This window comes from Crenobacter caeni (assembly GCF_010435965.1).
Classification (GTDB): domain Bacteria; phylum Pseudomonadota; class Gammaproteobacteria; order Burkholderiales; family Chromobacteriaceae; genus Craterilacuibacter; species Craterilacuibacter caeni.
On the sequence record NZ_JAAGAA010000002.1, the window covers coordinates 81,453 to 103,485 of the forward strand.

At 64.3% G+C, this 22,033-nt stretch carries 30 protein-coding genes; 25 read left to right on the plus strand and 5 right to left on the minus strand.

Annotated elements, in window-relative coordinates; genetic code table 11:
- Positions 1-16: 16 nt before the first annotated feature.
- From GZH52_RS02390 to GZH52_RS02400, 4 genes are all read right to left on the minus strand, one after another.
- The gene (locus GZH52_RS02390; protein ID WP_163314917.1) at positions 17-433 is read right to left on the minus strand and encodes a hypothetical protein; all 417 of its coding nucleotides are present in this window, start codon (positions 431-433) and stop codon (positions 17-19) included.
- A gap of 62 nt (positions 434-495) precedes the next feature.
- Positions 496-624 carry a hypothetical protein gene (locus GZH52_RS16955; protein WP_275405019.1) on the minus strand — a complete coding sequence of 43 codons (129 nt, stop codon included), beginning with the start codon at positions 622-624 and terminating at the stop codon, positions 496-498.
- A 100-nt stretch (positions 625-724) separates the two neighbouring features.
- The gene (locus GZH52_RS02395; RefSeq protein ID WP_163314918.1) at positions 725-1,567 is read right to left on the minus strand and encodes a YfdQ family protein; all 843 of its coding nucleotides are present in this window, start codon (positions 1,565-1,567) and stop codon (positions 725-727) included.
- 17 nt (positions 1,568-1,584) lie between these two features.
- Complete coding sequence (locus GZH52_RS02400; protein ID WP_163314919.1) at positions 1,585-1,929, minus strand: YfdP family phage-associated protein; 345 nt, start codon at positions 1,927-1,929, stop codon at positions 1,585-1,587.
- Positions 1,930-2,122: 193 nt separating this feature from the next.
- On the opposite strand from GZH52_RS02400, the gene GZH52_RS02405 reads away from it, so the two are divergent.
- Entirely contained in the window at positions 2,123-2,443 is a 321-nt protein-coding gene (locus tag GZH52_RS02405) for a helix-turn-helix domain-containing protein (protein WP_163314920.1), read from the plus strand.
- A 48-nt stretch (positions 2,444-2,491) separates the two neighbouring features.
- On the opposite strand, the gene GZH52_RS02410 is transcribed toward GZH52_RS02405, so the two are convergent.
- Entirely contained in the window at positions 2,492-3,250 is a 759-nt protein-coding gene (locus GZH52_RS02410; protein WP_163314921.1) for a LexA family transcriptional regulator, read from the minus strand.
- Positions 3,251-3,363: 113 nt separating this feature from the next.
- Between GZH52_RS02410 and GZH52_RS02415 the strand changes: the two genes are divergently transcribed.
- From GZH52_RS02415 to GZH52_RS02525, 24 genes are all read left to right on the plus strand, one after another.
- The gene (locus GZH52_RS02415; protein ID WP_163314922.1) at positions 3,364-3,603 is read left to right on the plus strand and encodes a transcriptional regulator; all 240 of its coding nucleotides are present in this window, start codon (positions 3,364-3,366) and stop codon (positions 3,601-3,603) included.
- Between the two features lie 112 nt (positions 3,604-3,715).
- On the plus strand, positions 3,716-4,174 hold the full coding sequence (locus GZH52_RS02420; RefSeq protein ID WP_163314923.1) for a phage regulatory CII family protein: 459 nt from the start codon (positions 3,716-3,718) through the stop codon (positions 4,172-4,174).
- Entirely contained in the window at positions 4,171-4,554 is a 384-nt protein-coding gene (locus tag GZH52_RS02425; RefSeq protein ID WP_163314924.1) for a hypothetical protein, read from the plus strand. Before GZH52_RS02420 ends, GZH52_RS02425 begins: the two co-directional genes overlap by 4 nt.
- Positions 4,532-4,684 carry a hypothetical protein gene (locus tag GZH52_RS02430; RefSeq protein WP_163314925.1) on the plus strand — a complete coding sequence of 51 codons (153 nt, stop codon included), beginning with the start codon at positions 4,532-4,534 and terminating at the stop codon, positions 4,682-4,684. The genes GZH52_RS02425 and GZH52_RS02430 overlap by 23 nt, the downstream gene beginning before the upstream one ends.
- A gap of 1 nt (position 4,685) precedes the next feature.
- Positions 4,686-4,874, plus strand: coding sequence for a hypothetical protein (locus GZH52_RS02435; protein WP_163314926.1), 189 nt, complete (start codon positions 4,686-4,688; stop codon positions 4,872-4,874).
- Entirely contained in the window at positions 4,871-5,110 is a 240-nt protein-coding gene (locus GZH52_RS02440) for a hypothetical protein (protein WP_163314927.1), read from the plus strand. Before GZH52_RS02435 ends, GZH52_RS02440 begins: the two co-directional genes overlap by 4 nt.
- 322 nt (positions 5,111-5,432) lie before the next feature.
- The gene (locus GZH52_RS02445; protein ID WP_163314928.1) at positions 5,433-6,359 is read left to right on the plus strand and encodes a BRO-N domain-containing protein; all 927 of its coding nucleotides are present in this window, start codon (positions 5,433-5,435) and stop codon (positions 6,357-6,359) included.
- Complete coding sequence (locus GZH52_RS02450) at positions 6,352-9,183, plus strand: CHC2 zinc finger domain-containing protein (protein WP_163314929.1); 2,832 nt, start codon at positions 6,352-6,354, stop codon at positions 9,181-9,183. The genes GZH52_RS02445 and GZH52_RS02450 overlap by 8 nt, the downstream gene beginning before the upstream one ends.
- A gap of 381 nt (positions 9,184-9,564) precedes the next feature.
- Positions 9,565-9,972 carry a hypothetical protein gene (locus GZH52_RS02455; protein ID WP_163314930.1) on the plus strand — a complete coding sequence of 136 codons (408 nt, stop codon included), beginning with the start codon at positions 9,565-9,567 and terminating at the stop codon, positions 9,970-9,972.
- An 800-nt stretch (positions 9,973-10,772) separates the two neighbouring features.
- The gene (locus GZH52_RS02460) at positions 10,773-11,600 is read left to right on the plus strand and encodes a death domain-containing protein (protein WP_163314931.1); all 828 of its coding nucleotides are present in this window, start codon (positions 10,773-10,775) and stop codon (positions 11,598-11,600) included.
- A 47-nt stretch (positions 11,601-11,647) separates the two neighbouring features.
- Positions 11,648-13,285 (plus strand): terminase TerL endonuclease subunit, encoded by a 1,638-nt coding sequence (locus tag GZH52_RS02465; protein WP_163314932.1) that lies wholly within the window; start codon positions 11,648-11,650, stop codon positions 13,283-13,285.
- Complete coding sequence (locus GZH52_RS16645) at positions 13,282-13,449, plus strand: hypothetical protein (protein WP_203525593.1); 168 nt, start codon at positions 13,282-13,284, stop codon at positions 13,447-13,449. Before GZH52_RS02465 ends, GZH52_RS16645 begins: the two co-directional genes overlap by 4 nt.
- Complete coding sequence (locus tag GZH52_RS02470) at positions 13,449-14,714, plus strand: phage portal protein (protein ID WP_163314933.1); 1,266 nt, start codon at positions 13,449-13,451, stop codon at positions 14,712-14,714. Before GZH52_RS16645 ends, GZH52_RS02470 begins: the two co-directional genes overlap by 1 nt.
- A 228-nt stretch (positions 14,715-14,942) precedes the next feature.
- On the plus strand, positions 14,943-15,101 hold the full coding sequence (locus tag GZH52_RS02475) for a hypothetical protein (RefSeq protein ID WP_163314934.1): 159 nt from the start codon (positions 14,943-14,945) through the stop codon (positions 15,099-15,101).
- A complete protein-coding gene (locus GZH52_RS02480; RefSeq protein ID WP_163314935.1) occupies positions 15,098-16,060 on the plus strand; it encodes a S49 family peptidase in 963 nt (320 codons plus the stop codon). Before GZH52_RS02475 ends, GZH52_RS02480 begins: the two co-directional genes overlap by 4 nt.
- Positions 16,061-16,138: 78 nt before the next feature.
- Positions 16,139-17,488, plus strand: coding sequence for a phage major capsid protein (locus GZH52_RS02485; RefSeq protein ID WP_163314936.1), 1,350 nt, complete (start codon positions 16,139-16,141; stop codon positions 17,486-17,488).
- Positions 17,489-17,550: 62 nt separating this feature from the next.
- A complete protein-coding gene (locus GZH52_RS02490; RefSeq protein WP_163314937.1) occupies positions 17,551-17,781 on the plus strand; it encodes a hypothetical protein in 231 nt (76 codons plus the stop codon).
- 2 nt (positions 17,782-17,783) lie between these two features.
- Positions 17,784-18,365 carry a head-tail connector protein gene (locus GZH52_RS02495; protein ID WP_163314938.1) on the plus strand — a complete coding sequence of 194 codons (582 nt, stop codon included), beginning with the start codon at positions 17,784-17,786 and terminating at the stop codon, positions 18,363-18,365.
- Positions 18,362-18,691: a phage head closure protein gene (locus GZH52_RS02500; RefSeq protein ID WP_163314939.1), complete on the plus strand. Its 330-nt coding sequence runs from the start codon at positions 18,362-18,364 to the stop codon at positions 18,689-18,691. The genes GZH52_RS02495 and GZH52_RS02500 overlap by 4 nt, the downstream gene beginning before the upstream one ends.
- Positions 18,684-19,142: a hypothetical protein gene (locus GZH52_RS02505; protein ID WP_163314940.1), complete on the plus strand. Its 459-nt coding sequence runs from the start codon at positions 18,684-18,686 to the stop codon at positions 19,140-19,142. The genes GZH52_RS02500 and GZH52_RS02505 overlap by 8 nt, the downstream gene beginning before the upstream one ends.
- 125 nt (positions 19,143-19,267) lie before the next feature.
- Positions 19,268-19,645 (plus strand): PH domain-containing protein, encoded by a 378-nt coding sequence (locus tag GZH52_RS02510; protein ID WP_163314941.1) that lies wholly within the window; start codon positions 19,268-19,270, stop codon positions 19,643-19,645.
- 130 nt (positions 19,646-19,775) lie between these two features.
- On the plus strand, positions 19,776-20,351 hold the full coding sequence (locus GZH52_RS02515) for a phage tail terminator protein (protein ID WP_163314942.1): 576 nt from the start codon (positions 19,776-19,778) through the stop codon (positions 20,349-20,351).
- Positions 20,352-20,359: 8 nt separating this feature from the next.
- On the plus strand, positions 20,360-20,527 hold the full coding sequence (locus GZH52_RS02520; RefSeq protein ID WP_163314943.1) for a DUF2635 domain-containing protein: 168 nt from the start codon (positions 20,360-20,362) through the stop codon (positions 20,525-20,527).
- The gene (locus tag GZH52_RS02525) at positions 20,524-22,008 is read left to right on the plus strand and encodes a phage tail sheath subtilisin-like domain-containing protein (protein WP_163314944.1); all 1,485 of its coding nucleotides are present in this window, start codon (positions 20,524-20,526) and stop codon (positions 22,006-22,008) included. Before GZH52_RS02520 ends, GZH52_RS02525 begins: the two co-directional genes overlap by 4 nt.
- Positions 22,009-22,033 lie beyond the last annotated feature (25 nt).

Sequence of the window (22,033 nt, forward strand, 5' to 3'; positions counted from 1 at the left end):
GTTGTGCTCCTTGTGTTCACCAGGTGGTGGGTTGGTCTCGGTAGGTCGGCCAGTTGAAGCCGGCGCCGGTATTTCCATCATTCGACCGCGTACCAAGATCAAGCGGGCGGTGCCCGACGGGCGCGGGATCGGATGTGGCGGCCGGTGTGCGCGGCGCCTTGGGCGCTTGTGTTTCATGGGTGGGCTCCTTGCCTGCCTGTTTCTTCAGCCGCTTGCGCTCGCGGTACAGCGCGTTGCGCAGCTCATCCAGCGTCATGACGAGCCCGCTCTGGGCGAGCGTCTCGACCAGCGCGGCCTGGCTGACGCCGCGGCCGAGTGCCGCCTCGATGTCCGGGTAGATCGCCCGGAACCGCTCGGCTTTCGTCTCGGTGCGGGCTGCCGGCAGCGCCTTTACCCTGCCTGCCGCCTGCGTTGCCCATGCTTGTTTGCTCATAACCTGCTCATGTGTTGCTCATGCGCTGCTCATGGCTTGCTCATGAGCACGACGCGCCAGCGTTAGCGGGTGACCTTGACCGCGACGAACACCGCTTGGCCGTTGCGGAAAAACGGGCACTTGATGATCCAGCCGGTCTTGCGCAGCTCGCGGGCTGCCTCGTCGTTGAGGTCCAAAAGCTCCATTGCCATGATGTTTCTCCTGTTGGTTCGCTGGCCTACTGGCAAGCCGCCTGATGCAAGCGGCTTGGCGGTAGGGCCCGGCCAAGCCGGGCATTTTGTTAACGGTGGATCAGCACGCCGAGCCGAACAGCACCGGCACGCCGGCTTTTTCCTGCACCTGAGCCAGCAGCTCGCGCGCAGCGTCTTCGAGCGCCTTGTCCGGGCGCTGCAGCTCGTACCAGAAAGTCAGCACGCCTTCGTTGGAGATGCGGTAGCGCAGCTTGGCGTCCAGCTGGTAGGCGCTGCCGTTGAAGAACGGGGAGATTCCGACGGCAAATGCTTCAAAGGCGTCGAGCTTGCCCTTGGTCGAGTCGGCGCCTTCCTCGACGTACTCGAATTGCACTTGTCCGTTCTGCAGGCGCGAGCTGCTGCGGAAGCGAACCTTCTTGGTTTCTTCAAGGTTCAGGGCGAACTCGAGCAGCTGAGCGGGTTGCGGATAGCGCGAGCCTTCCGGCGAAACGATCTCGGGCATGTGGTACTCGAGGAATTCGCCGAACTCCTGCTGGTTGAACTTGTTGCGGTTCTTGCTGAGCCATGCCTTCCACTCGGGCGTCTGCCGCGGCGCGAAGACTGCGCGGTGATCGCGCCAGGCGGCGTAGTTGATGTCCGCGTCCGCGCCGGGCTGGTGCTCGTTCAGGACGGCCACGAACTTGACGTGGCCGGATTCGAAATCAGCGTCCACATAAATCCGCGATTCGGCGGCTTTGTGGTCGTTGACGTAGCGGATGAAGCTGTCCGCATCGTGCAGCGAAATGGTGCCGGTCTTGCGTGCGGGTTGAGGTAGCAACTCGTCGAGCTGTTCGAGCGTATAGCCCTCCGGGACGACCTTGATCGGGGTGTTCCCGACGGTGAAGGTCGGCTGGTTGGAGGCGATGGCGGCGAGCAGGGCGCCGACAATGTTCGGTTGGTCCATGGGGTGCTTTCAGTGGGTCAGGAGACTTTTTTCAGGGGAGCGCTTTCGCCTTGCGGGGCGTTCGGCACGGTCTTGAACTCGATGGTTTTCTGGCGCGGGTCGGACAGCTGAAGCGAACCCTCCGGCGTGCCGAACATGATGGTTTCGCCGCGCGGCAGCTCGGGCTTCTTGATGGTCATCTTGTCGCTGACAACCATGGTGCCGGTGCCTTTGGAGGCCGGCTTGACCGTCAGTTCAATGGTCAGCTTGCCGGGCTTGCCGGTCTCGTCGACCAGCTTGACCAGCTCGGCCATCGCGGTGGTGGCGTCTTCGATCAGTTCGCCGTGGCGGACGTCGCGCAGTACGTCGGAGATCAGTCTCATGGCTACTTCCTTGTGTGGGTGTCTTGGGTTTCGCTGCCCGCGGCCAGTTGCGTTGGGTTGAGGTAATGCTAGTATTAATAGCGCGAATAGTAAATAGCATTTTTATTTTCGTGTCAGATTATGGCAACCTGACAACCGCAACTTGCCGCTTTGCAAATTGAAACTTTCGAAGGGTTCACGCACGGTGCGATCGATGCCAGAAACCGACTTTTCCAACCGCCTGCAACGGCTGATGCGGCAGCGAAGCCTCAGCCGCGGCGCCGTTGCGCGCACGGTTGGCGTCAGCCGCACGGCCGTGGCTGGGTGGTTGGTCGGGGTGCGCCCTCGGCAAGCGCACGCGCTGGCGTTGGCGCGGCTGTTCAACGTGCACGTGGACTGGCTAATGACAGGCGGGGTGTACCGGCAGGGTGAATATCCTGCGCAGGTCGGTTCGCTGTGCGACCGGATCAGGCAGCTGCCGCCGGCGCGGCTGGCGCTGCTCGAGCGCCTGGTGGACGACTGGCTGGAGCCGTGAGGGCGTAAAAAAGCCCGCCGGGCGGCGGGCGGGTGGGGCGCTTGATGGTCAGTCGAACGTCTTGGTGAACTGCCGGACCACGCCGATGATGTCGGTGTCTTCGTCCAGGGTCAGGATCGGGTAGCGCGGGTTGACCGGCTTGAGGTAGGCGATACCGCCATCCATGGTTAGCTGCTTGAGCGTGGCGGCGTTGTCAGAGCGCCGCTTGGCGACCACGTACTTGCCGGGGAGCGGGTCTGCGCCGTCGGCAACGGCGTCGACGATGATCACGCCGCCCTCGGTAAATACCGGCTCCATGCTGTCGCCCTGTACCACCAGGGCGAATGTCCCGCGGCGCACCGGCACAGTGACGTCTACCCAGTCTTCCGCCATGCCCGGTTCGAAATTGTCGATCGCTTCCATCCAGTTTCCTGCTCTTACCCAAGATATGACAGGAACTTTACCACGGATGGCGGGACCCTCTTTTACGTTGGCGTAAGAGTCCGATACCAGCTGGCGGATCTGCGCGTGCTGCTGGCCGATACGGGCGGCCAGCGTCGGGCTGATCTCTTCCGGGCGCACGCCCAGCGCGCGGCACCACGACAGTACGGTGCGCTCGTTCAGCGGGATGCGCCCGTTCAGGATCTGCCACACCACCGCCTGCGCGCCGATCTTGTACTCGGCGCCGAGCTTTTCCTGGCTCCAGCCGGCGCCGGCCTCGCTTTTCTTCCACGTCTCGTACAGCGCCTTCAGCCGCGCCGCGTCTTCAACCTGCCACGGCGCGAGCTTGGTGTGTCGGGTCCGCTTCTCCTTGTCCTTGTCGTTCATCTGCACCCCCTGCATGTTGTGTTTGCATCTTAATAGCGGCCACTTTACTGATTGGCAACTAGCTAAGTTGTTGTGTCCTTGTGCGCTATTACTAATCGCGCTAGTATTCGCGCATGCACAAAACCCTCGACCAATACCTGGCCGATACCGGCACCACGCCCACCGAGTTCGCTCGACGGGTCGGCTGCACGCAAGGAACGATCTGGCAAATCCTGAACACCGGATTCAAGCCTGGGGTGTTCCTGTGCCTGCGTATCGAGCGTGCCACCGGCGGTGCGGTGCGCGGCGAAGGCCTGAACCCGACGCTCGACTGGCCCTTGCTACGCGCCGCGGCGGTGGCCGAGGCAGCCTGATTTCCCCCGTGCCCGCTTTCCAGACCCCGGCGGGTGCTTTCGGTGGTTTGCCCACCGTTTTTTAAACCTTACGTGGCGTGACGCCGAAAAAAAACGTTTTCAGGAGAGCTGTATGAACGTCATTGATGCGGCGCACGGCACGGTGCACGACTACCCCGGCGGCGCGGCCGCGCTGGCAGCACGGTTCATCACCCGCGCGGGCGGCTCGATGTCGCCGGCCGTCCTCAATAGCAAGGTCGACCCGGGCAAAGACACCCATCACCTCACGCTGGCCGAGGCGGACAAGCTGATGGCCTTCACCGCCGACTATCGCGTGCTGCACGCGCTGGCCGCCAATCACGGCCATGTGGCGGTGCGCACCGGCAGCGAAACGCCGGCCTGCGACATGGCCATCCTCGAAATCATCGCGCGGGCCTGGGCCAGCAATGGCGACGTAGGTGCGGCCGTCAACGACGCGCTGTCCGACGGGCGCATCGAGCGGCACGAGGTCGAGCGGGTACGCCGCGCGATCTATCCGGTGCAGATGGCGCTGCAGCAGCTGGTGATGCGGCTGGAGGAGATGGCCGAATGAGCCGCGCCGTCCGCCGCGCGCGCCCCGTCGACGCGCAAAAGTACGACGAGCACCCGCCGGAGGCCGCAGTGACTTTGCCGCAAGACGTGCAGGGCTGCCTCGCGCTATGGGCCGAGGCGATGCGCCTGGCGGTGGAAGACGCGGTGCGCTACCTGAAGGGCCGCAACCGCCTTGAAGCGGGCGCGGCGGGCGATGCGTACCGCTCGCTGTGCTGGCTGTTCGAAGACGGCACCGATGTCGGCTCGGTGCGCTGGATCTGCGTGTTGTTTGACCTCGACGTCGAGCGGGTGCGCAGCAAGCTGCTTGAGCGCGCCGGCGCCAGCCGCGCGCGGGTGTACGGGCTGCTCGGGATCGACGATGCAGAACGGCGCGCTGCGTAGCCGCTACGACTGGCGCGCGCTGTGCCGCCGGGTGCGGCTGATGCGCGTGGCGCCCAACAAGCGGGCGGAAGGGCGGGCCATCCTCGCCGAAATCCGCCGGATGATCGATGCCGCAGGGCAGGGGAAGTGAGATGGCAGGCGAGACGCGCAGTTACCGCGACCCGGTGTTCGAAGAAGTGGCCGCGCGCGAAGCGCGGGCCCAGCGCAAGGCGGCGCAAGCCCGGCAGGCCGAGGCGCTTGCCGAGCGGCGCAGCCACACCGAGCGCTGGATCAAGCGGCTGAAAATCCGCGCGCTGATCGCCGGTCGCCGCCTGCCGTGACCGCGCCCTGGCGCACCGACGGCCTCGCCGGGCAGGTGATCGACGGGCCGTGCTGTTACCTCGCGCACTGGGATCTGTCGTTTTGGCAGACCGTGCGGCGCATCGCCGCCATGCCTCAGCTTGCCGCGCGGCGTGCCGCGCTGGCCGAGATCGAAGCGACACAAGGAAAAGCCGCCCGCGCACGCATGGAGCGTGCGCTGAAGGCGAGCTGGAAGGAAGCAAGGAAAACATCATGACCCTATCCGCGCTGACCCATCGCGCCGGCGGTGCTGGTCGCCACCGGCGGCAGTTGACGCCGCCAAACTGCACGGGCTATGCTCCCCCTGTCGCGTTCAATAGCGCGATACGGGTTTGGAAGCCTGTGTATGTTGGCGGACACGCCGCGCTTCGCGGTTTTTTTGTGTCCGTGCATGGCTGCACCCTCAATGGGGCGGGCCGTGCGGGGGGTGCGCAAGCGCCCGCCGGTGCCAACTACCGGTCTTCCAACCCGCACGGTTCCGTCCCACCCGTTTGGAAGCGGGTGGCGGAAACACAAAACCGCTTAGTTGGAGTTCAGCCATGAGCTACACCGCCCAAGGTGCGTCCGCACCCGCCATCTTCTCGTTCGATTCCCACGCTGTTCGCGCCATCAACCGCGACGGCGAGATCTGGTTTGTCGCGTCCGACGTCGCTGCCGCGCTTGAATACCGTGATGCCGAAGTCGCAACGCGCTATCTGGATGACGATGAAAAGGGGTACACCGATTTGGTGTACCCGTCCGGCGCTCAGTCGGTGATCATCATCAACGAGTCCGGCCTGTACTCGCTCATCCTCAAGAGCCGCAAGCAGGAAGCCAAGCGCTTCAAGAAGTGGGTCACCGCTGAAGTCCTCCCCGCCATCCGCAAGACCGGTGGCTACCAGCGCGCCGGCCAGCTGGCCGCCGTGTCCGCCCTCGATACCCAGCCGGTCAGCGCGTTGACCCGCGAGGCGATCGACGCCCAGCTGTCGCGGGTGTTGGCGCCGGCCATGCTGCGCTGGGAAACCCATCTGCGCGAAGCGGCGCTGGCGGCCGCGCTGGCCGAGTTCGCCGTGGCCGACCTGTCCGCCCTCAGCGAGGGGGACGCGCGGCGCGTGCTGGAGCGGCTGAGCGAGACGCGCAGCAGTGCGACGGCGTGGCAGGCCTACCGGCAGGCGATCGCGGGCGAGTGGGAGCGCGCCTATGGCATCAGCCCGCTGCCGCCGGCGATCTCGGCCTTGTCGAAGGCGTTGCCGGAGGGGCGCTACCTGGTCGACGTCTCGCTGGGCGGCTGCCAGGTGGTGGACGCCCGCGGCTGCACGCTGGTCGAGGCGGAACGGATGGCGCGCATGCGCAGCGAGATGGAGGCGGTCGCCCAGCTCAATCGCCTGCTCGCCCGCCGCCTGGGCGTGCTGGCGGGGCACAGCGATGTGTCGTGCCGCGAGCTGGATACGCCGCTGGCGACGTTTGCGGAGGTGATCAGTGGCTGAGATCCAAGACCGCGCGCCGCTGGCGAAGGTGGACACCGACGCACTGCGCGCCCGTTACGACATCGTCGAGCTGATCGGGCGCTATGTCCGGCTGCACAAGAATGGCGTCGAGTACGAGGCGTGCTGCCCGTTCCACGACGAGAAGACGCCTTCGTTCAAGGTGAACGGCGTCAAGCAGATCTTCCAGTGCTTTGGCTGCGGCGCCGGCGGCGACGTGATCGACTTCGTGAAGCAGTACCAGAACGTCGATTTCGTGGGGGCGGTCAAGCTGCTGGGCAACGATTTGCTGCCGGCTTCCCCGGCCCCATCCCGCTTGCCTGCGGCGCAGTCGCGCAAGGAAGCAACGCCTTGGCAGGTGGTGACGCCGGTGCCGGCGGACGCCGGCCCTGCCCACGTCGCCCATATCAAGCGTGGCATGCCTGAGTTCCGTTGGGCGTACCGCAACCTGGACGGCGCGCTGCTGGGGTACGCGTACCGCTTCAGGACGAGCGATGGCGGCAAGGAGGTGCTGCCGCATACCTTCTGCGTGCATCCGGACGGCCGGCGCGAGTGGCGCTGGATGTCGTTTCCGTTGCCGCGCCCGCTGTACGGGCTGGAGCGACTGGGCGCATTGCCCGAGCATCTGCCGGTGCTGGTGGTCGAGGGCGAGAAGAGCGCGGACGCGGCCAATGCGGCGGTCGGCAACGAGTACGCGGTGATCAGCTGGCCGGGCGGCGGCAAGGCGGTCAGCAAGGCCGACTGGCGGCCGCTGGCCGGCCGCCGCGTGGTGATCTGGCCGGACTGCGACGGCAAGCGGGTGGTGCCGACGGCCGAGCAAAAGGCGGCCGGGGTTGACCCGGACACGCTGCCGTTGCTGCCCGAGCCTGAGCAGCCGGGCGTGAAGACGGCGCAGCAGATCGCGCGCATCCTGGTGGCTGACGGCTGCTCGGTGTCGATGGTGCAGATCCCGGCGCCGGGCGCGGTGAAGGATGGCTGGGATGTGGCCGACGTCACCGCCGGCGTCGAGGCGGGCGGCGATGGCGGCGATGCCGACACGGTACGCCGCTGGTTGGCGACGGCAACGCCGTGGACGCCGCAGGCGGGGCAGGCGGATGACGGCCTGGCGGATGCGGGCGCAGACATGCCGGAGGCGGGCGCGCAGGGCGATGTGGCCGACGATACGGCGCCGGCCAGCCAGGATGATGGGGTGGCAGGGGTGCTGTACCGCCACTTCGCGTTGATCGAAGGCAAGACGCGGGTGTGGGACAAGCGCAGCAGCACCGAGTATTCGCTGCCAGCGCTCAAGGCCCAGTACGGCAAGGAGGCGGTCGAGGCGTGGCTGGCCCGCGAGGACAAGCTGCTGGTGACGCAGGCGGAGGTGGGGGCGGCCAAGCGGGCGCGGGCCGAGCGCGAGCAGCGCAGCGACCCGGCGCTGGTGCCGCAGATGCAGCGCTATGTCTACCTGGACGGCTCGACCAACGTGTGGGACGCGCAGCTCAGGGAGGTGATCCCGCTGGCCGCCGCCCGCGCGGCGATGGGCAGCTTCTACGATATCTGGATCGACTCGCCCGAGCGGCGGGTGATCCCGCTGGCGAACGTGCGCTTCAGCCCGGGTGAGGACTTGGACGAGGCGCGCTACATCAACCTCTATACCGGCATCGAGATGAAGCCGGACTGCCCGGCGCCGGATCTGCCGCGCGACTTGTGGCAGCTGATCGCGATGTTTCCGAGGTGCCAGTCGATCATCTCGCTGGCCTACCACCTGTGCGACGGGCGCAACGAGGTGTTCGAGTGGCTGCTCAACTGGCTGGCCTACCCGCTGCAGCACCCGGGCGCCAAGCTGGATACCGCGATCCTGATGCACGGCAGCGTGCACGGCTCTGGCAAATCGATGTTCTGGGAGAAGTGCGTCAAGCCCATCTACGGGAAGTACGCGATCACACTTGGGCAAAGCCAGCTGGAAAGCCAATACACGGGCTCAAGGTCGGGTAGACTGTTCTTGCTGTTCGAGGAGGTGCTCTCCAGCAAGCAGCGCTACGCGATGGCCGGCACCATCAAGCACCTGATCACCGGCCTGACGCAGGTGATCGAGAAGAAGTTCATGAACGCGTGGGAGGAAGAGAACCACGGCAATTGCGTGTTTCTCTCCAACCATATCCAGCCGCTGCACGTCGAGGCGTACGATCGCCGCTTCATGGTGATCTGGCCGACCGACAGCGCCGACGCTGCGCTGTACGACGAGGTCGACCGCGAGGTGGCCGATGGCGGTCTGGAACAGTTCATGGCGTTCTTGCTGGCGCTGCCGCTGATGCTGACCACCGAGCGCTGCCCGCAGGGTGCCGAGCAAGGCGAGCGCTGCAAGGCGGATTGCCCGGTGTGCCAGGGGCGCGGGTGGGCGAAGCGGGCCAAGCCGGCACGCTTTGACGCGCACACCAAGCCGCCGCTGACCATGGAGAAGGAGCGGGTGATCCGCTACGGCCTGTCCGGCTGGGAGCTGTTCCTGCACGAGTGGCGGCGCGGCGAGCTGGATGGCGTGCCGTTCTGCTCTTGCCTGACCGACGATTTGTACGCGGTATATCAGGTGTGGTGCCACTGGAAGGGCGAGGGGTGCATCAGCGAAAACAAGTTCTCGCTGAACGTCAGCACCTATGACCACAAGCTGCTGACCAAGAAGCGCGCGCGCTGGTCGCTCGGCTCGATCGCCAAGAACCGGCAGTCGATGGTGTTCAAGGTGGGCAGCGAGCCGCGCGGCGAGGTCGAGCACGACTGGATTTCGCAGGAGATCGGCCGCTTCAAGGCCGGTGCCCGCAGCTACGGGGCGAAGATGCGTGACGATTTAGCTTGATTTGTGCAGGGTGTGCAGGCCGTGTGCAGGGGGTGTGCACGGCCTGAAACGCTTGATTGGCGGGCGTTTGTGCAGGATGTGCAGGGTTTTTAGGTCTCGCGTGCGTGCATGCGGGACTTTTTTATTTCCCCGTTCCCCTTTTATGAATGGCCGGCAGCCTGAATATTTTTCGCGTATGCGCGTAAGAAAAACACTGCACACCCTGCACATCCTGCACAAACACTGATGGTTATTAGGTTTTTACCCTGCACATGGTCTGCACAAGGTATGCACACTATATAAATCGGCGATTGATTCGATACTGTGTGGGATAATCGACCGACAAAACGGCCGGCAATGACCGGTCGAAGGGGTGTTGGGGCGGATTCGTGGAAGAAAGCGATGAAGCTTGAAGAGATGGACGAGCTGTTGGTGGCGTGGGCCAGTTGGAAGGCGCGCCGCGCCGACGCCGGGCTCGGGTACAAAGTCAGCGCGTTGGCCGCCTGGGCGACCAGCGACCAGCCGGCGCCGGCCAAGGCGGCGCTGCTGCCGCCGGATGTGGATGTCGACGAGCGCCTCACGCTGGTCGACTCGGCCGTCTGCCTGCTGCCGCGCTTCCACTTCGTGGTGATCAACGAGTGGTATTTCCGCACGACGGACGAGGCGGGCATGTTGAAGCGGGTCGGCGTCAGCCGGCGCAGCTTCTTCGTCTACCTGCGCGATGCCCGCGAGCTGTGCGTCCAGTTCTACCACGAGCTCGAGAAAAGACGCCGGCAGCCCCTTGCGCAATCGTGCACTGAAATGGCATGATTCGCGTACTCTAGTTGTTGGTGCGTCCAGTGCACCGACCGCTGCAAGGCCCGCCCATCCGGCGGGCTTTTTGCTTTCTGGTACTCCTTGCGGCGTGGGTCGCTTTACCGGCTTCGGCCGGTTTTTTTATTCCTGTCTGCTGCTGGCCGCCAGCGGTAGACCTTTCTGGTTAGGTTTCTTCCATGCCGATCGCGCCGCAAAGGCCGTGCAAGTTTGCCAGCCGTGGTTGCAGGCAGATGGCTTTGCCGAGGAACAGCTGTTGCGAAGTCCATGCCGCGCAAGTCAGACGCGAGGCAGATGCTCGTCGCCTATCCGATGAGGCCGTGGCAAGAATTCGGAAGTGGTACAGGCTGCCGATCTGGTATGCGCGACGCGATGCATGCCTGAGGGCGGCGATGTTCCGTTGCGCAACGGCTGGGTGCGTGAACCGGGCGACGGATTGCGATCACATCACCCCGCATCGGGGCGACTGGGCGTTGTTCATCGAGTCCAGTAATCACCAGGCGTTGTGCCATTCCTGCCACTCGCGCAAAACGGCGCGCGAGGATGGTGGTTTCGGAAACAAGCGCCGGACGGCGTGCTGACTGTGTTTTTTCGGCGCTTCATGGTGAGTTGCAGGTGGTTGGCGGCGTGGGGAGGGGGTGGAAAATCCTTCTGGCCAGTCGCAGGCTCCGCACCGCGCGCCTAAGTGTTAATTTTTCCTCGGTAGAAATTCAGGGGGGGGGGTCTGGACTGGCTCGTAGCGCCCCGGATTGACCTGTTTTCATTTTGCAAGTCAACGCAGCTGCGAAAGGTCCGTCATGGCTCTGGAAACGCCGAAAAAGGCTGGCTCTGGCGCGACACCCAAGCCGCCGGCCTTTTTGAAATCAAAACGGGCGCGCGAGGTGTGGCGCTACATCATCCGCGCGCTCGATCAGGCGGGCATGGACTACTCGCCGGCATTGCTGCAGATCGCGCTGCTGGCTGACAAGACCGATAGTTGGCGCAGCCACGTCGAGAACATCGAGAAGGCGGGCCGCCGGTACGAAGAAGACAGCAACGGCGGGTCATTGGAGACCGACGAGAGCCGTGCCGAGCGGCGGGCCCGCGCGGAAGTGCTGAATGACCTGGACGAGGCCGGGTTGACGGTGATCGCCGCCGGCCGGGTGCGGGCCATTGACCGATTGATCAATGGCGACCTGTTCGCCGCGAACCCGTTCGAGATGATGGACCGGCTGGATGGCAATAGTGTTGCCCTGCCGGATGAGCCGCCATGGAAGCTTACCAAGGCCGAGCGCAGGCTATGGAAGGACATGCAGCCGCTGCTTTCTTCCAGCGGCTTTGACTTTTCGACGGCGGGCATCGCGCTTGGGTTGATCTGCGCGGCTATCGCCGACTGGCTGGCGTGCAAGGAGTGGATCGAGGCCAACAAGGGCACGATCTTCGCTGTGGCCAAGGATACAGGTCGCCCCTATGAGGTGAGCGCCAGTTACAACCGGCCGAAAATCGCCAAGCAAGTCCGCGTGATGCTCAAGAAAAACGGAATGACGGTGACCTCATGCGCGAAGAACAAAGCTCTCAGCAAGGGGCGAGTTCTAAGCGAGGAACTTGTCGAACTGCTCGGGTTCATCAACGACCGACCGGATTGATCCCGGCTTGTTACGTCCTGCAGCCGTGGGATCAGTACGGTATCGACGTGCTGAAAGGCCGCGTCACGGTCGGCCGCTACACGAGGCTGGCCGTTGAGCGCCATTACCGCGATCTGCAGCAGCAGGTGGCGCGCGGCTTGGTGTGGCGCCCGGAAATGGCGGCCCATGCGCTGTCGTTCTTCCCGAAATATTGCCGCCATTTCGAGGGTGAGTGGTCGGGCAAGCCGGTGGAGCTGGCCGGCTGGCAGGCGTTCTGGCTGGCGGTTGAGTTTGGCTGGTATCGAACAGACGGCACCAGGCGTTTTCGTACCTGGTACGAAGAGGTTGCGCGCAAGAACGGCAAGTCCACCAAGCTGGCCGGGCTGGGCCTGTACCTGTTCGCTGCCGACAAGGAGGCGGGTGCGCAGGTCTATACCGCCGCCACCAAGCTGGATCAGGCCAAGATTACCCACGCCGCCGCCGAGATGATGGTGGCCAAGTCGCCAGCGCTGCGGCAGCTGATCCAGAACCACAAAAACAAGCTGTGGATCCCGGGTACGGCCAACAAGTTCGTACCGCTGGGGGCCGACGCCAATACGCAGGACGGTCTCAACGTCCACGGCGCCATTATCGACGAGTTGCATGCACATCCGTCGCGTAGCTTGTGGGATGTGATCGACACTGCGCGCGGTGCGCGGCGGCGCAGCGTGATGCACGCCATCACCACGGCCGGTTTCAACCAGGATGGCTCCATCTGCCTGGAGCAGCGCAACTACCTTATCCAGATCCTGGAGGGCCAGCTCGAGGACGATAGCTTTGGTGGCGTGATCTACACCCTGGACGATGGCGACGACTGGTTCGATGAGGCCAACTGGATCAAGGCCAATCCGAATCTTGGTGTGTCGGTGTTCCTGGATGAGCTGCGCACACAGGCGGCCAAGGCCCGGCATGTCCCGGCGGCACTCAGCAATTTTCTGACCAAGCGCCTGAACATCTGGACGCAGGTCAGCGAGAGCTGGTTGTCGCTGGACGCATGGGACAAGAATGCCGACCCGGTAGACGAGGCCGCGCTTCGGCACCGCAAGTGCTTCGGCGGGCTGGACTTGGCCAGCAAGACCGACATCGCCGCGTGGATCCTGCTATTCCCGCCGGAAAAGCCGGGCGAAAAGTGGGTGATTCTCTGCCGTTTCTTCATCCCGGAAGACAACATGCTGGTACGGGACCAGAAAGACCGGGTCAGCTACACCGCCTGGGCGCAGCAAGGGCACATCATTCCCACTGCGGGCACCCGTATCGACCAGGAGGCGATCCGCCGCCAGATCATCGAGGATGCGGCCAGCTTCGACTTGCAGTCGATCGGCTTCGACGAATGGAACGCCGGCAAGATTGCCACTGAACTGATGGAAGATGGCCTGGAGATGGTCGCCCTGACACAAAACTTCCAGAACCTGTCCGAGCCATCGAAAGAACTGGAAGCAAAGGTGCTGGCGGGCGAGTTTGCCCACGGCGGACATCCGGTGCTGCGCTGGATGGCCGGCAACGTCGTTGTACTCAGGGACACCAACGACAACTACCGCCCCAACAAGAAGAAGTCGCGCGAGCGCATCGACGGCATCGTCGCCCTGGCCATGGCGATCAACCGCGCCCTGTATCAGGCACCGGCCGAAACGTTCAGATCTGCTTACGAAGACGAGGTTTATCTATGACCAACACCGACAAGCTCACGCTCGCCGTTGGCGTCGCCGGTGCCGCGGCGGTGACTACGGGCGCCACGTTGCTGCACCCGGCGGCGGGTTGGGTGACTGGCGGGCTGTTCGCGTTGACCTGGTCGTTTCTTACCGCCCGCGCTGCGGCGCAGAAAGGCAGCTGATGTTCACCAGTAACCAGTTCGATGGCCGGGTCGTATCGGCATCGAGCGGGGGCGATGGCTGGTTCGCCGGATTGCTTGGCGCTGCCCGCAAGAGCTCAGCCGGGGTGCAGGTTACCCCAGACAAGGCGCTGGCCATCACCACTTACCAGGCTTGCCTGACCACCATTGCCGAGTCGCTGGCGCAACTGCCGTGCGTGCTGTACCGGCGCAATGGCGATCAGCGCGAGCCGGTGAGTGACCACCCCGTGGCCCGTCTGTTGCGCCAGCCGAACGGCTGGCAGACGCAGTTCGAGCATACCGAGGGCGCGCAGATCGCCGCCGGTCATCACGGCAACAGCTATGCGTTCATAGAGCGCGACGAGGCCGGCCGCCCGGTGGCGCTGCTGCCTCTGGATTCGGCAAAAATGACCGTGCTGCGAGGCAGCGACGGGCTGCCGTACTACTTGATTCCCGGGCACGAGCCCGTGCCGCAGCGCATGATTCACCACGTGCGCTGGTTCTCGCTCAACGGCTACACCGGCGTCAGTCCGGTGCAGCTGCACTGCGATACGCTTGGGTTGGCGTTGGCCGCGCACGGACATGCCAGTTCCGTATTTGCCAACGGTACGCACCTAGCCGGCGTACTTGAGCGCCCGGCGGTCGTTAACGGCAAGGAGCTGGACCCGCTATCACGGGAGCGAACCGAGCAGGTCAAGCAGGCGTGGAAGAACGAGTACGCTGGCCAGGGCAATGCCATGAAGGTGGCGTTGTTGCAGGACGGCATGCAGTTCAAGCCGCTGTCGATGACCAACGCCGACGCCCAGCTGATCGACGCACGCAAGCTGTCAGCGCTGGAGGTGGCGCAGATCTTCAAGATGCCGCCGCACAAGGTCGGTCTGCTGGAGCGCGCCACCAACAACAATATCGAACACCAGGCGATCGAGTTCGTCATCTATTGCCTGATGCCGTGGATCAGGCGGCACGAGCAGGCGCGCATGCGCGACCTGCTGCTGCCGTCCGAGCGCGACACGCTGTTCATCGAGTTCAACGTCGGCGGCCTGCTGCGCGGCGACCAGAAGTCGCGCTATGCGGCTTATGCCGTCGCTCGGCAGTGGGGCTGGCTGTCGGTCAACGATATCCGGCGCCTGGAAAACCTGCCGCCGATCGCCGGTGGCGACGTGTACCTGACGCCGCTCAACATGGTGCCCAGCGACCAGATCGACCTGGGCGAAGGTAAGGAGCCTAGCGAGCTGGCGCTGGCGGATGTGGAAAAGGCGGTGTCGTGATGTGGGGCTATCTACTACTTGCTTGGTTTCTGGCTTGCGGCATGTTTTTTTGCGGAATGCTGCGCTTGCTTTGTAAGGAAGGTGGATATGCCGGCCCCCGGCAGCTGCCGCCTTTGCGCAGCCCGCCGCCACCGCGCTTGCGTTACTGCTGGGTTGCTTGTCGTTGGTTACCGCGCACGCCAAGTCGAGCAATAACCCCGCATTCTGGCGGGCTGTAAGGAGCGAATCATGGATATAAAACAACACGCGCCGCGGGTAGCAGTCATCGGCGGTATGCGCTCGCCGATGCTGGTTGCTGCACTGGTGGTCGCGCTGGCGGCCAAGTCGCCGGCCGCCACCCTGCAGCCGCAGCCGCCGCGCCAGAGCGAAGGGAAGCCTGCCAAATGAAACACCATTTCCTGCTGCACCAGCTGTTCAACCAGCCGCACATGGTGCTGCCCGACATGCTGCACGAGGCGGTGGCCTGGGCGGGCAGCCGCATGGGCGTCAACCTGCACCAGGTCCACGTCAACGTCGGCGCTGTGCTGAGCCATCCGCAGGCCTGGCACGACGATGGCGACCACGCCGAAATGATCAGCCCTGAAGAGCAGCGCCTGCAGGCGGCGCAGCAAACCGGTGTGCTGGTGGTTCCGGTGTACGGCGTGCTGGTCTCGCGCGAGAACAACGTCAGCCTATGCGCCAACCAGACCAGCTACGAGAGCATCCGCAGCCAGATCAACGCTGGCGTCAACGATCCGCGCGTCGAGGCCATCGTGCTGGAGCTGGACAGCCCCGGCGGCGCCGTCACCGGCTGCTTCGAGCTGGTGGCCGACATCGTAGCGGCCAAGGCTCTCAAGCCGATCCACGCGATCGTGCATTTCTCGGCGTTCTCGGCGGCCTACGCCATCGCCAGCGCCTGCACCAGCATCACGCTGTCCGAGTCGGCCGGCGTCGGCAGCGTCGGCGTGATCATGAAGCATGCCGACTTCAGTCAGCAGTTGGCCGCAGACGGCATCGTGGTCACCACGTTTTTCCGTGGCGCGCGCAAGAACGACCTGGCTGCCGATGCTCCGCTGACGGATGAGGTGGTGGCGGTGGTGGACCAGCGCATGGACGGCTACTACGGCAAGTTCGTCGATACCGTTGCGGCCAACCGCAACTTGTCGGCGGATGCCGTGCGTGCCACCGAGGCCGGCTTGTTCTTCGGCCAGGCGGCCATCGACGCCGGGCTGGCCGATACGCTGGAGAGCCAGCAAGCCGCCATCAACCGCATCGCCGCTGGCGTGGCCAGCAAGCGCGCCAGCGGCAACCGGACGCGTGGCGCCCGGGCGGCCGCGGCTGCCATGGCGATGGCCGCACAACTCTGACCGCCGCACGGCGAACCGCGCGCAAGCGCACCTCACCCTGCCGCCCTGTGCGGCTTTTTTTACGTCTGGAGTAAATTGATGTCCAAGATTCTGGAAATGAAGGCACGTCGCGCCGAGCTGTCCGCCGAGGTCAAGAAACTGGCCGACCTGGAGGCGGCCGGCACTGCGCTGAGCGCTGAGCAACTGGCCAGCATCGATGCGATGCAGGGCGAGTTCGACGAGCTCGGCGCCAAAATCAGCCGCGCCGAAGCCGCCGAGCGCATGGCTGCCGCCACGGCGACGCAGGTGGAAACCCTGAACGTACAAGGCGCACCGCCGGCCGCCAGCGGCACGCAGCCGGCCGAGCCGCGCCGCGGCGTGGAGGCGCGGCCACACCAGTTCGGTCGCCTGATCGCTGCGGTGACCACCTTCAAGGGCATGCACCCGCTGGCCGCCGCGCCGTACGCGTCCGAGCAGTTCGGTGAAGACGTCGCGGCCGTGCTGGCCGACAACGTCGCCACCGGCGGTGGCGTGCTGATCCCGCAGAACCTCGGCCAGCAAATCATCGAGCGCCTTACCCCGATGGCGGTGGTTCGCCAGCTGGGCGCCGAGCCGCTGCCGCTGCCGCAAGGCGGCAACCTGACCCTGGGTCGCAACAAGGAAGGCATGCAGGGCAGCTACGTCACCCAGATCGGCGACAAGGACACCGACCGCATCGGCGAGTCCGAACAAAAGTTCGAGCCGGTCTCCCTGAAGTCGCGTACCTTCGCCGGCCTGATGCCGATCAACAACGACTTCCTGCGCAACGCCGGCAATGACGCCATGCTGCGCCTGATCGAACTGGACGCCACCAAGGGTCTGGCCGCCGCCGAGGACGCGCAATTCCTGCGCGGCAGCGACAACGGCGGCAAGGCGCCCAAGGGCCTGCTCAACTGGGCGCTGGCGGCCAACAAGAAGGTGGCCACCGTGCTGGCCGGCACGGCCGCCGAGATTGTGCAGAAGGTGCGCTCCGACCTGTCGCTGCTGATCCTGCTGGTGGAGGCCGGCAACAGCCTGCTGCTCAAGGGCGGTTGGGCGATGGCACCGCGCACCCGCCGCTTCCTGATGGCGCTGGTGGACGGTAACGGCAACAAGGCCTTCCCTGAAATGGAGCAGGGCCAGCTGATGGGCTACCCGATCCGCGCGTCGACGAACATCCCGGTCAACCTGGGCACTGGGGTCAACGAGTCGGAGATCTACTTCGGCGACTGGGCCGACTTCTACATCGGTGAAGACGGTGCGATGGAGTTTGCCGTGGCTACCGAGGCGAGCTGGAAAGATGCGGGTGGTAACCAGCGCAGCGCCTTCCAGGAGAACGCTACCCTGCTGCGCGCCATCCTGCGCCACGACTTTGCGCCGCGCCACGTCGAGAACGTAGCCGTACTTACCGCCGTGAAGTGGGGTGTCTGATTCTGTGGTCTGTAACCCAACAGGCCGCTAAACGCGGCCTGTTTTGCTGAAAGGAATGCAGCATGAAGGCAGTGAAGTTGCTCAAGCCGTACAGGCACTACAACGAGGGTGAAATCGCCGGCTTTGGCGAACACGTCAATCGCCAACTGGTGGACGCCGGCGTGGCGGAGGAGTACATCGAGCGCAAGGCTAAGGGCGCGGCCAAAAATTCGCCCGCCGGTGATGTAGTTGCTCCGACTGACGCCGATGGTGGTCAGGCCGGCCACGAAATCCCCGCGCCGGACGGTCAATAACCGTGCCCGCCGTCGTGACCCAGCGCAGCGCGGCGGCGGTGCTGACGCTGGGAGAAATCAAGCAGCAATGCCGCATCGACCCGGACATTACTGATGAAGACGTACTGCTGGCGCAGATCGAGCGCGCCGCAGTGAAAAGCGCTGAGGCCAGGATCGGTGGACCGGTGCTGGATGCTGTCTGCACGGACACGCTCGATGCCTGGCCTAGCCTGCCCTGGTTGCACTTGGGCATCGCCGGGGCGCGCGAGGTTACCGGCGTGACCGTGCGGCAGGCTGGTCAGCGCCAGCCTGTGGCGCTGTCCGCATTTCATGTCGCAGCAGATGGCCGCCTGTTGTGCCTCAAGCCGCGCAATGGTTGGCCGCCCGTAGACCGTGAGCCTGGCGCCATCGAGATCAGCTATCTGGCCGGTTTCGGTGCCTCCCCGGATGCCGTGCCGGACGATCTGCGGCAGTGGCTGCGTTTTCGTGTGGCCACGCTGTATGCCTACCGTGAGGAAATTTCCAGTGGCAATGCTGTAGAGCTGCCGGGCTGTGTTGTGGACAGCCTGATCAGCCACTACAGGCCGGATGGGGTGGCGCTATGAAAATCGTTGCAGGCCAGTTGCGCCACCCGGTCAGGCTACGCCTGAATCGCCAGCTCCCCGGTATCGACATGGCCACCATGCCGGAGCTGGTGACCGAGATCCAGACTCGTGCGCGCATCGATGCCGTGAGTGGGGCGGTGTACCTGGGCTCCATTCAGGTCGACAGCGTTGTGACCCATCACGTGTATGTGAGGACGCGCCGCAATATCACTGCCGAATGGGAGGTGGTGCGAGGCAGTACGGTGTACCGCATCCGGCGCGTCGCGCCGTTGAACGATCAGCCTGAATTCATGCGGCTCGATTGCGAGGAGCTTGGCCGTGGCTGATTCCGTCAAGATGCATATCGGGGGGTTCGACCAGTTCGACCAGATCGACTTCGACAAGCGCAAGGTACGCTACGGCTTCCGCAAGGCGGGACAGATCGTCACTGCACGGGCGCAGATGCTGCTGGCTCTTGGAAAGGGGCGGGACGGATACCCGAATAACCGTACCGGCGCGCTGCTGCACGCGATCAACTACAAGGTCAGCCGGGCGGGCTTTCTGGTCAAAATCATGCCGGACATGCCAGCCGGCGCGAAAGACTATTACCCGGCCTACCTGCACTACGGCGTGCGCCGCGGTGCCGTGCGGCGCAAGGATCGCCGGGCACAGGCGAAGACCGGTCCGTGGCGCATCGCGCCGCGGGACAACTACATCACCGATGCGCTGCAGGATTCAGCAGGGAAAGTGGAAAGCACGCTATCTAGAGCGATGGCGAGAGCGTTGCGTCCGAAGTGACGATAAATGGATCGAGCAATGTCCAATCAGCGCGTGTTGTTGATCGGGGGTTTGTGTCGCGTTGCAGAATTCATTGTGATCAAGCTAGCATGACGACGTGATCAATCGTTAGTTAGGGGGTGGGTATGGGTCTGATGGATGCGTTGCTTGGTAATGCCAAGGAGATTAGCGCCGAGGATATGCAGGGTGAACTTGCGCCATTGCTGGCGCAGGGTGAGCGTGTTCAGCGAGTGTACAAGCTGGTTCGCGACATGTTCGTGTTTACCGACAAGCGTCTAATTCTGATCGACAAGCAGGGTTTGACTGGTAGCAAGGTTGAATACCATTCAATTCCTTACCGTAGCATCACGCATTTCTCCCTCGAAACGGCTGGAACGTTTGACATGGAGTCTGAGCTGAAACTCTGGGTATCCGGGATGGCAGCACCGATCCAGAAGAACTTCGGCAAGAAGATGGACGTGCATGACTTGCAGTCGGTACTTGCTGCTTACGTACTGCGTTGAAGTCAGAGTGCTGTTAGCTACCTGATCATGAATGTATGCGTGCAGCTGGAGTTGTCTGCCAGCTCGAGACTTTAGGTAGTCTGAATTCAATTCCACCCCGCTTCGGCGGGGTTTTTTATTGCCAGCCGCCATGAAAATAACCCCGATCATCACCCATCTTCGTGCCCGCTGCCCGTCGTTTTCCGGGCGTGTGGCCGGCGCGCTGGAGTTGTCCGCGTTGCTGGAGGAGAACGCGCCGCTGATGGCGCTGCCGGCAGCCTATGTCGTGCCGACGCGCGACGATCCGGAAAGCGTGACGACCAATACCCCGTACCAGCAGCCCCTGCTCGAGCAATTTGATGTGGTGCTGGCGCTGTCCACTTCGGACGAGCGGGGCCAGGCGGTGGCTGACCGGCTGCACGACTTGCGAAGCGAACTCTGGCGAGCGCTGCTTGGTTGGCGCCCGTCTGATCTGTATGAGCCGATCGAGTACGACGGGGGTGACATGCTGCTGCTCAACCGCGCCAGGGTGCTTTACCGCTACGCCTTCCGACTTGAGTCGCAAATCGGTGGCGTGCGTAGTGCCGGCGCCCCGCCGGAGACCTGGCATGACGTCGCGCAAGATGGCCTGCCCGGATTGTCCGGCATGCGTGCCGGTGTGGATTACGCAGTGCCTGATGGACGCATTGAGCATCAGCTCGATGTGAAATTCACAACCAACCCGTGAGGACCACCATGTACGTTAAACCAGCGCAGGATCGGGCCGTGACCGATCCTGGCCGTGGCGACATCCTGCCGGCCGAAGGCCGTGAGGTTCCCGAAACACAATACTGGCTGCGTCGCCTTGCCGATGGCGATGTCGAGCGAGCCAGGCCGGTAAAAGCGAAAGGGGTAGCTGAATGAGCGTGCCGTTCAATACCATCCCGCGCAACATGCGCGTGCCGCTGTTCTACGCCGAGATGGACAACAGCGCCGCTAACACCGCCAGTGCTGTGCAGCGCACCTTGCTGATTGGTATGAAGCTGGCCGCCGGCAGCGCGCTCACCGGCGTGCCTGCGCTGCTCAACAACATCGGAACTGTCTGGTCGCTGTTCGGCCGCGGCTCGATGCTGGCCAATATGTACGAGCGCTACCTGCTGTCCGATCCTCTCGCCGAGGTCTGGGGGATGGCTGCTGTCGAGCCGACTGGCGCTGCAGCCACCGGCACGATCACGCTGGCCGGCACGATCACTGCAGCGGGAGCGCTGGCGGTTTACATCGACGGCAAGCGCGTGCAGATCGGCGTGGCCACTACCGATACGGTGGCTACGCTGGCGACGGCGCTGGCCGCTGCCATCAATGCCAATGCCGATCTTCCGGTTACCGCGACGGCAGCCACTGGCGTGGTGACGCTGACCGCACGCTGGAAGGGGTTGTCCGGCAACGAAATCCCGCTGGTTGCCAACTACTACGGCCAGGCTGGCGGTGAGGTGCTGCCGGGTGCGCTGACCTGCACCATTGTCGGTATGGCGTCCGGCGCCGGTGCGCCAGACCTTGCGCCGGTGATCACCGGTATGGGCGACGACGAGTACGACTTCATCGTGATGCCGTTCTCCGACAGCGCCTCGCTGAACGTGCTGCAGACCGAACTGAACGACAGCGCTGGGCGCTGGAGCTACCTGCGCCAGATCTACGGACACGTCTACTGTGCCGCGCGCGGCACGGTCTCTGCGCTGGTGACGCTGGGCAGCGCCCGTAACGATCCGCACTGCACGCTGGCCGGCTACGAGACCGACGTTCAGGCCGCACCGTGGGGCTATGCCGCGGCCTACGCCGCGCGCAACGCGGTATTCATCAAGGCTGACCCGGCGCGCCCGACGCAGAGCGGCGAGCTGGTCGGCGTGTTGCCGGCGCGCCCGGGCAAGCGCTTCATCGTTTCCGAGCGCCAGACGCTGCTCAACAACGGCATCGCTACCAGCGTGACGAACGGTGGCGTGGCGCGTGTCGAGCGCGCGATTACGACCTACCAGCGCAATGGCTGGGGCAGTCCGGATAACAGCTATCTGGACAGCGAAACGCTGCACCTGTCGGCCGCCGTGCTGCGCCGTCTCAAGGGCGTAGTGACCAGTAAGTATGGCCGCCACAAGCTGGCAGATGATGGCACCCGCTTTGGCGCTGGCGCGCCGATCGTCACGCCGGCCATTTTCCGCGGCGAGCTGCTGAGCGAGTACGCCAAGATGGAGGCCGAGGGCTGGGTGGAAAACGCCAGGCAGTTTTCGGCCAACCTGATCGTGGAGCGCAACGCAAGCGATCCGAGCCGGCTGGACGTGCTTTACCCGCCGGACTACATCAACGGTTTGCGCGTGGTGGCCGTCCTCAACCAGTTCAGGCTGCAATACCAGTAACCATCCGGCCCGCCTAGAGCGGGCC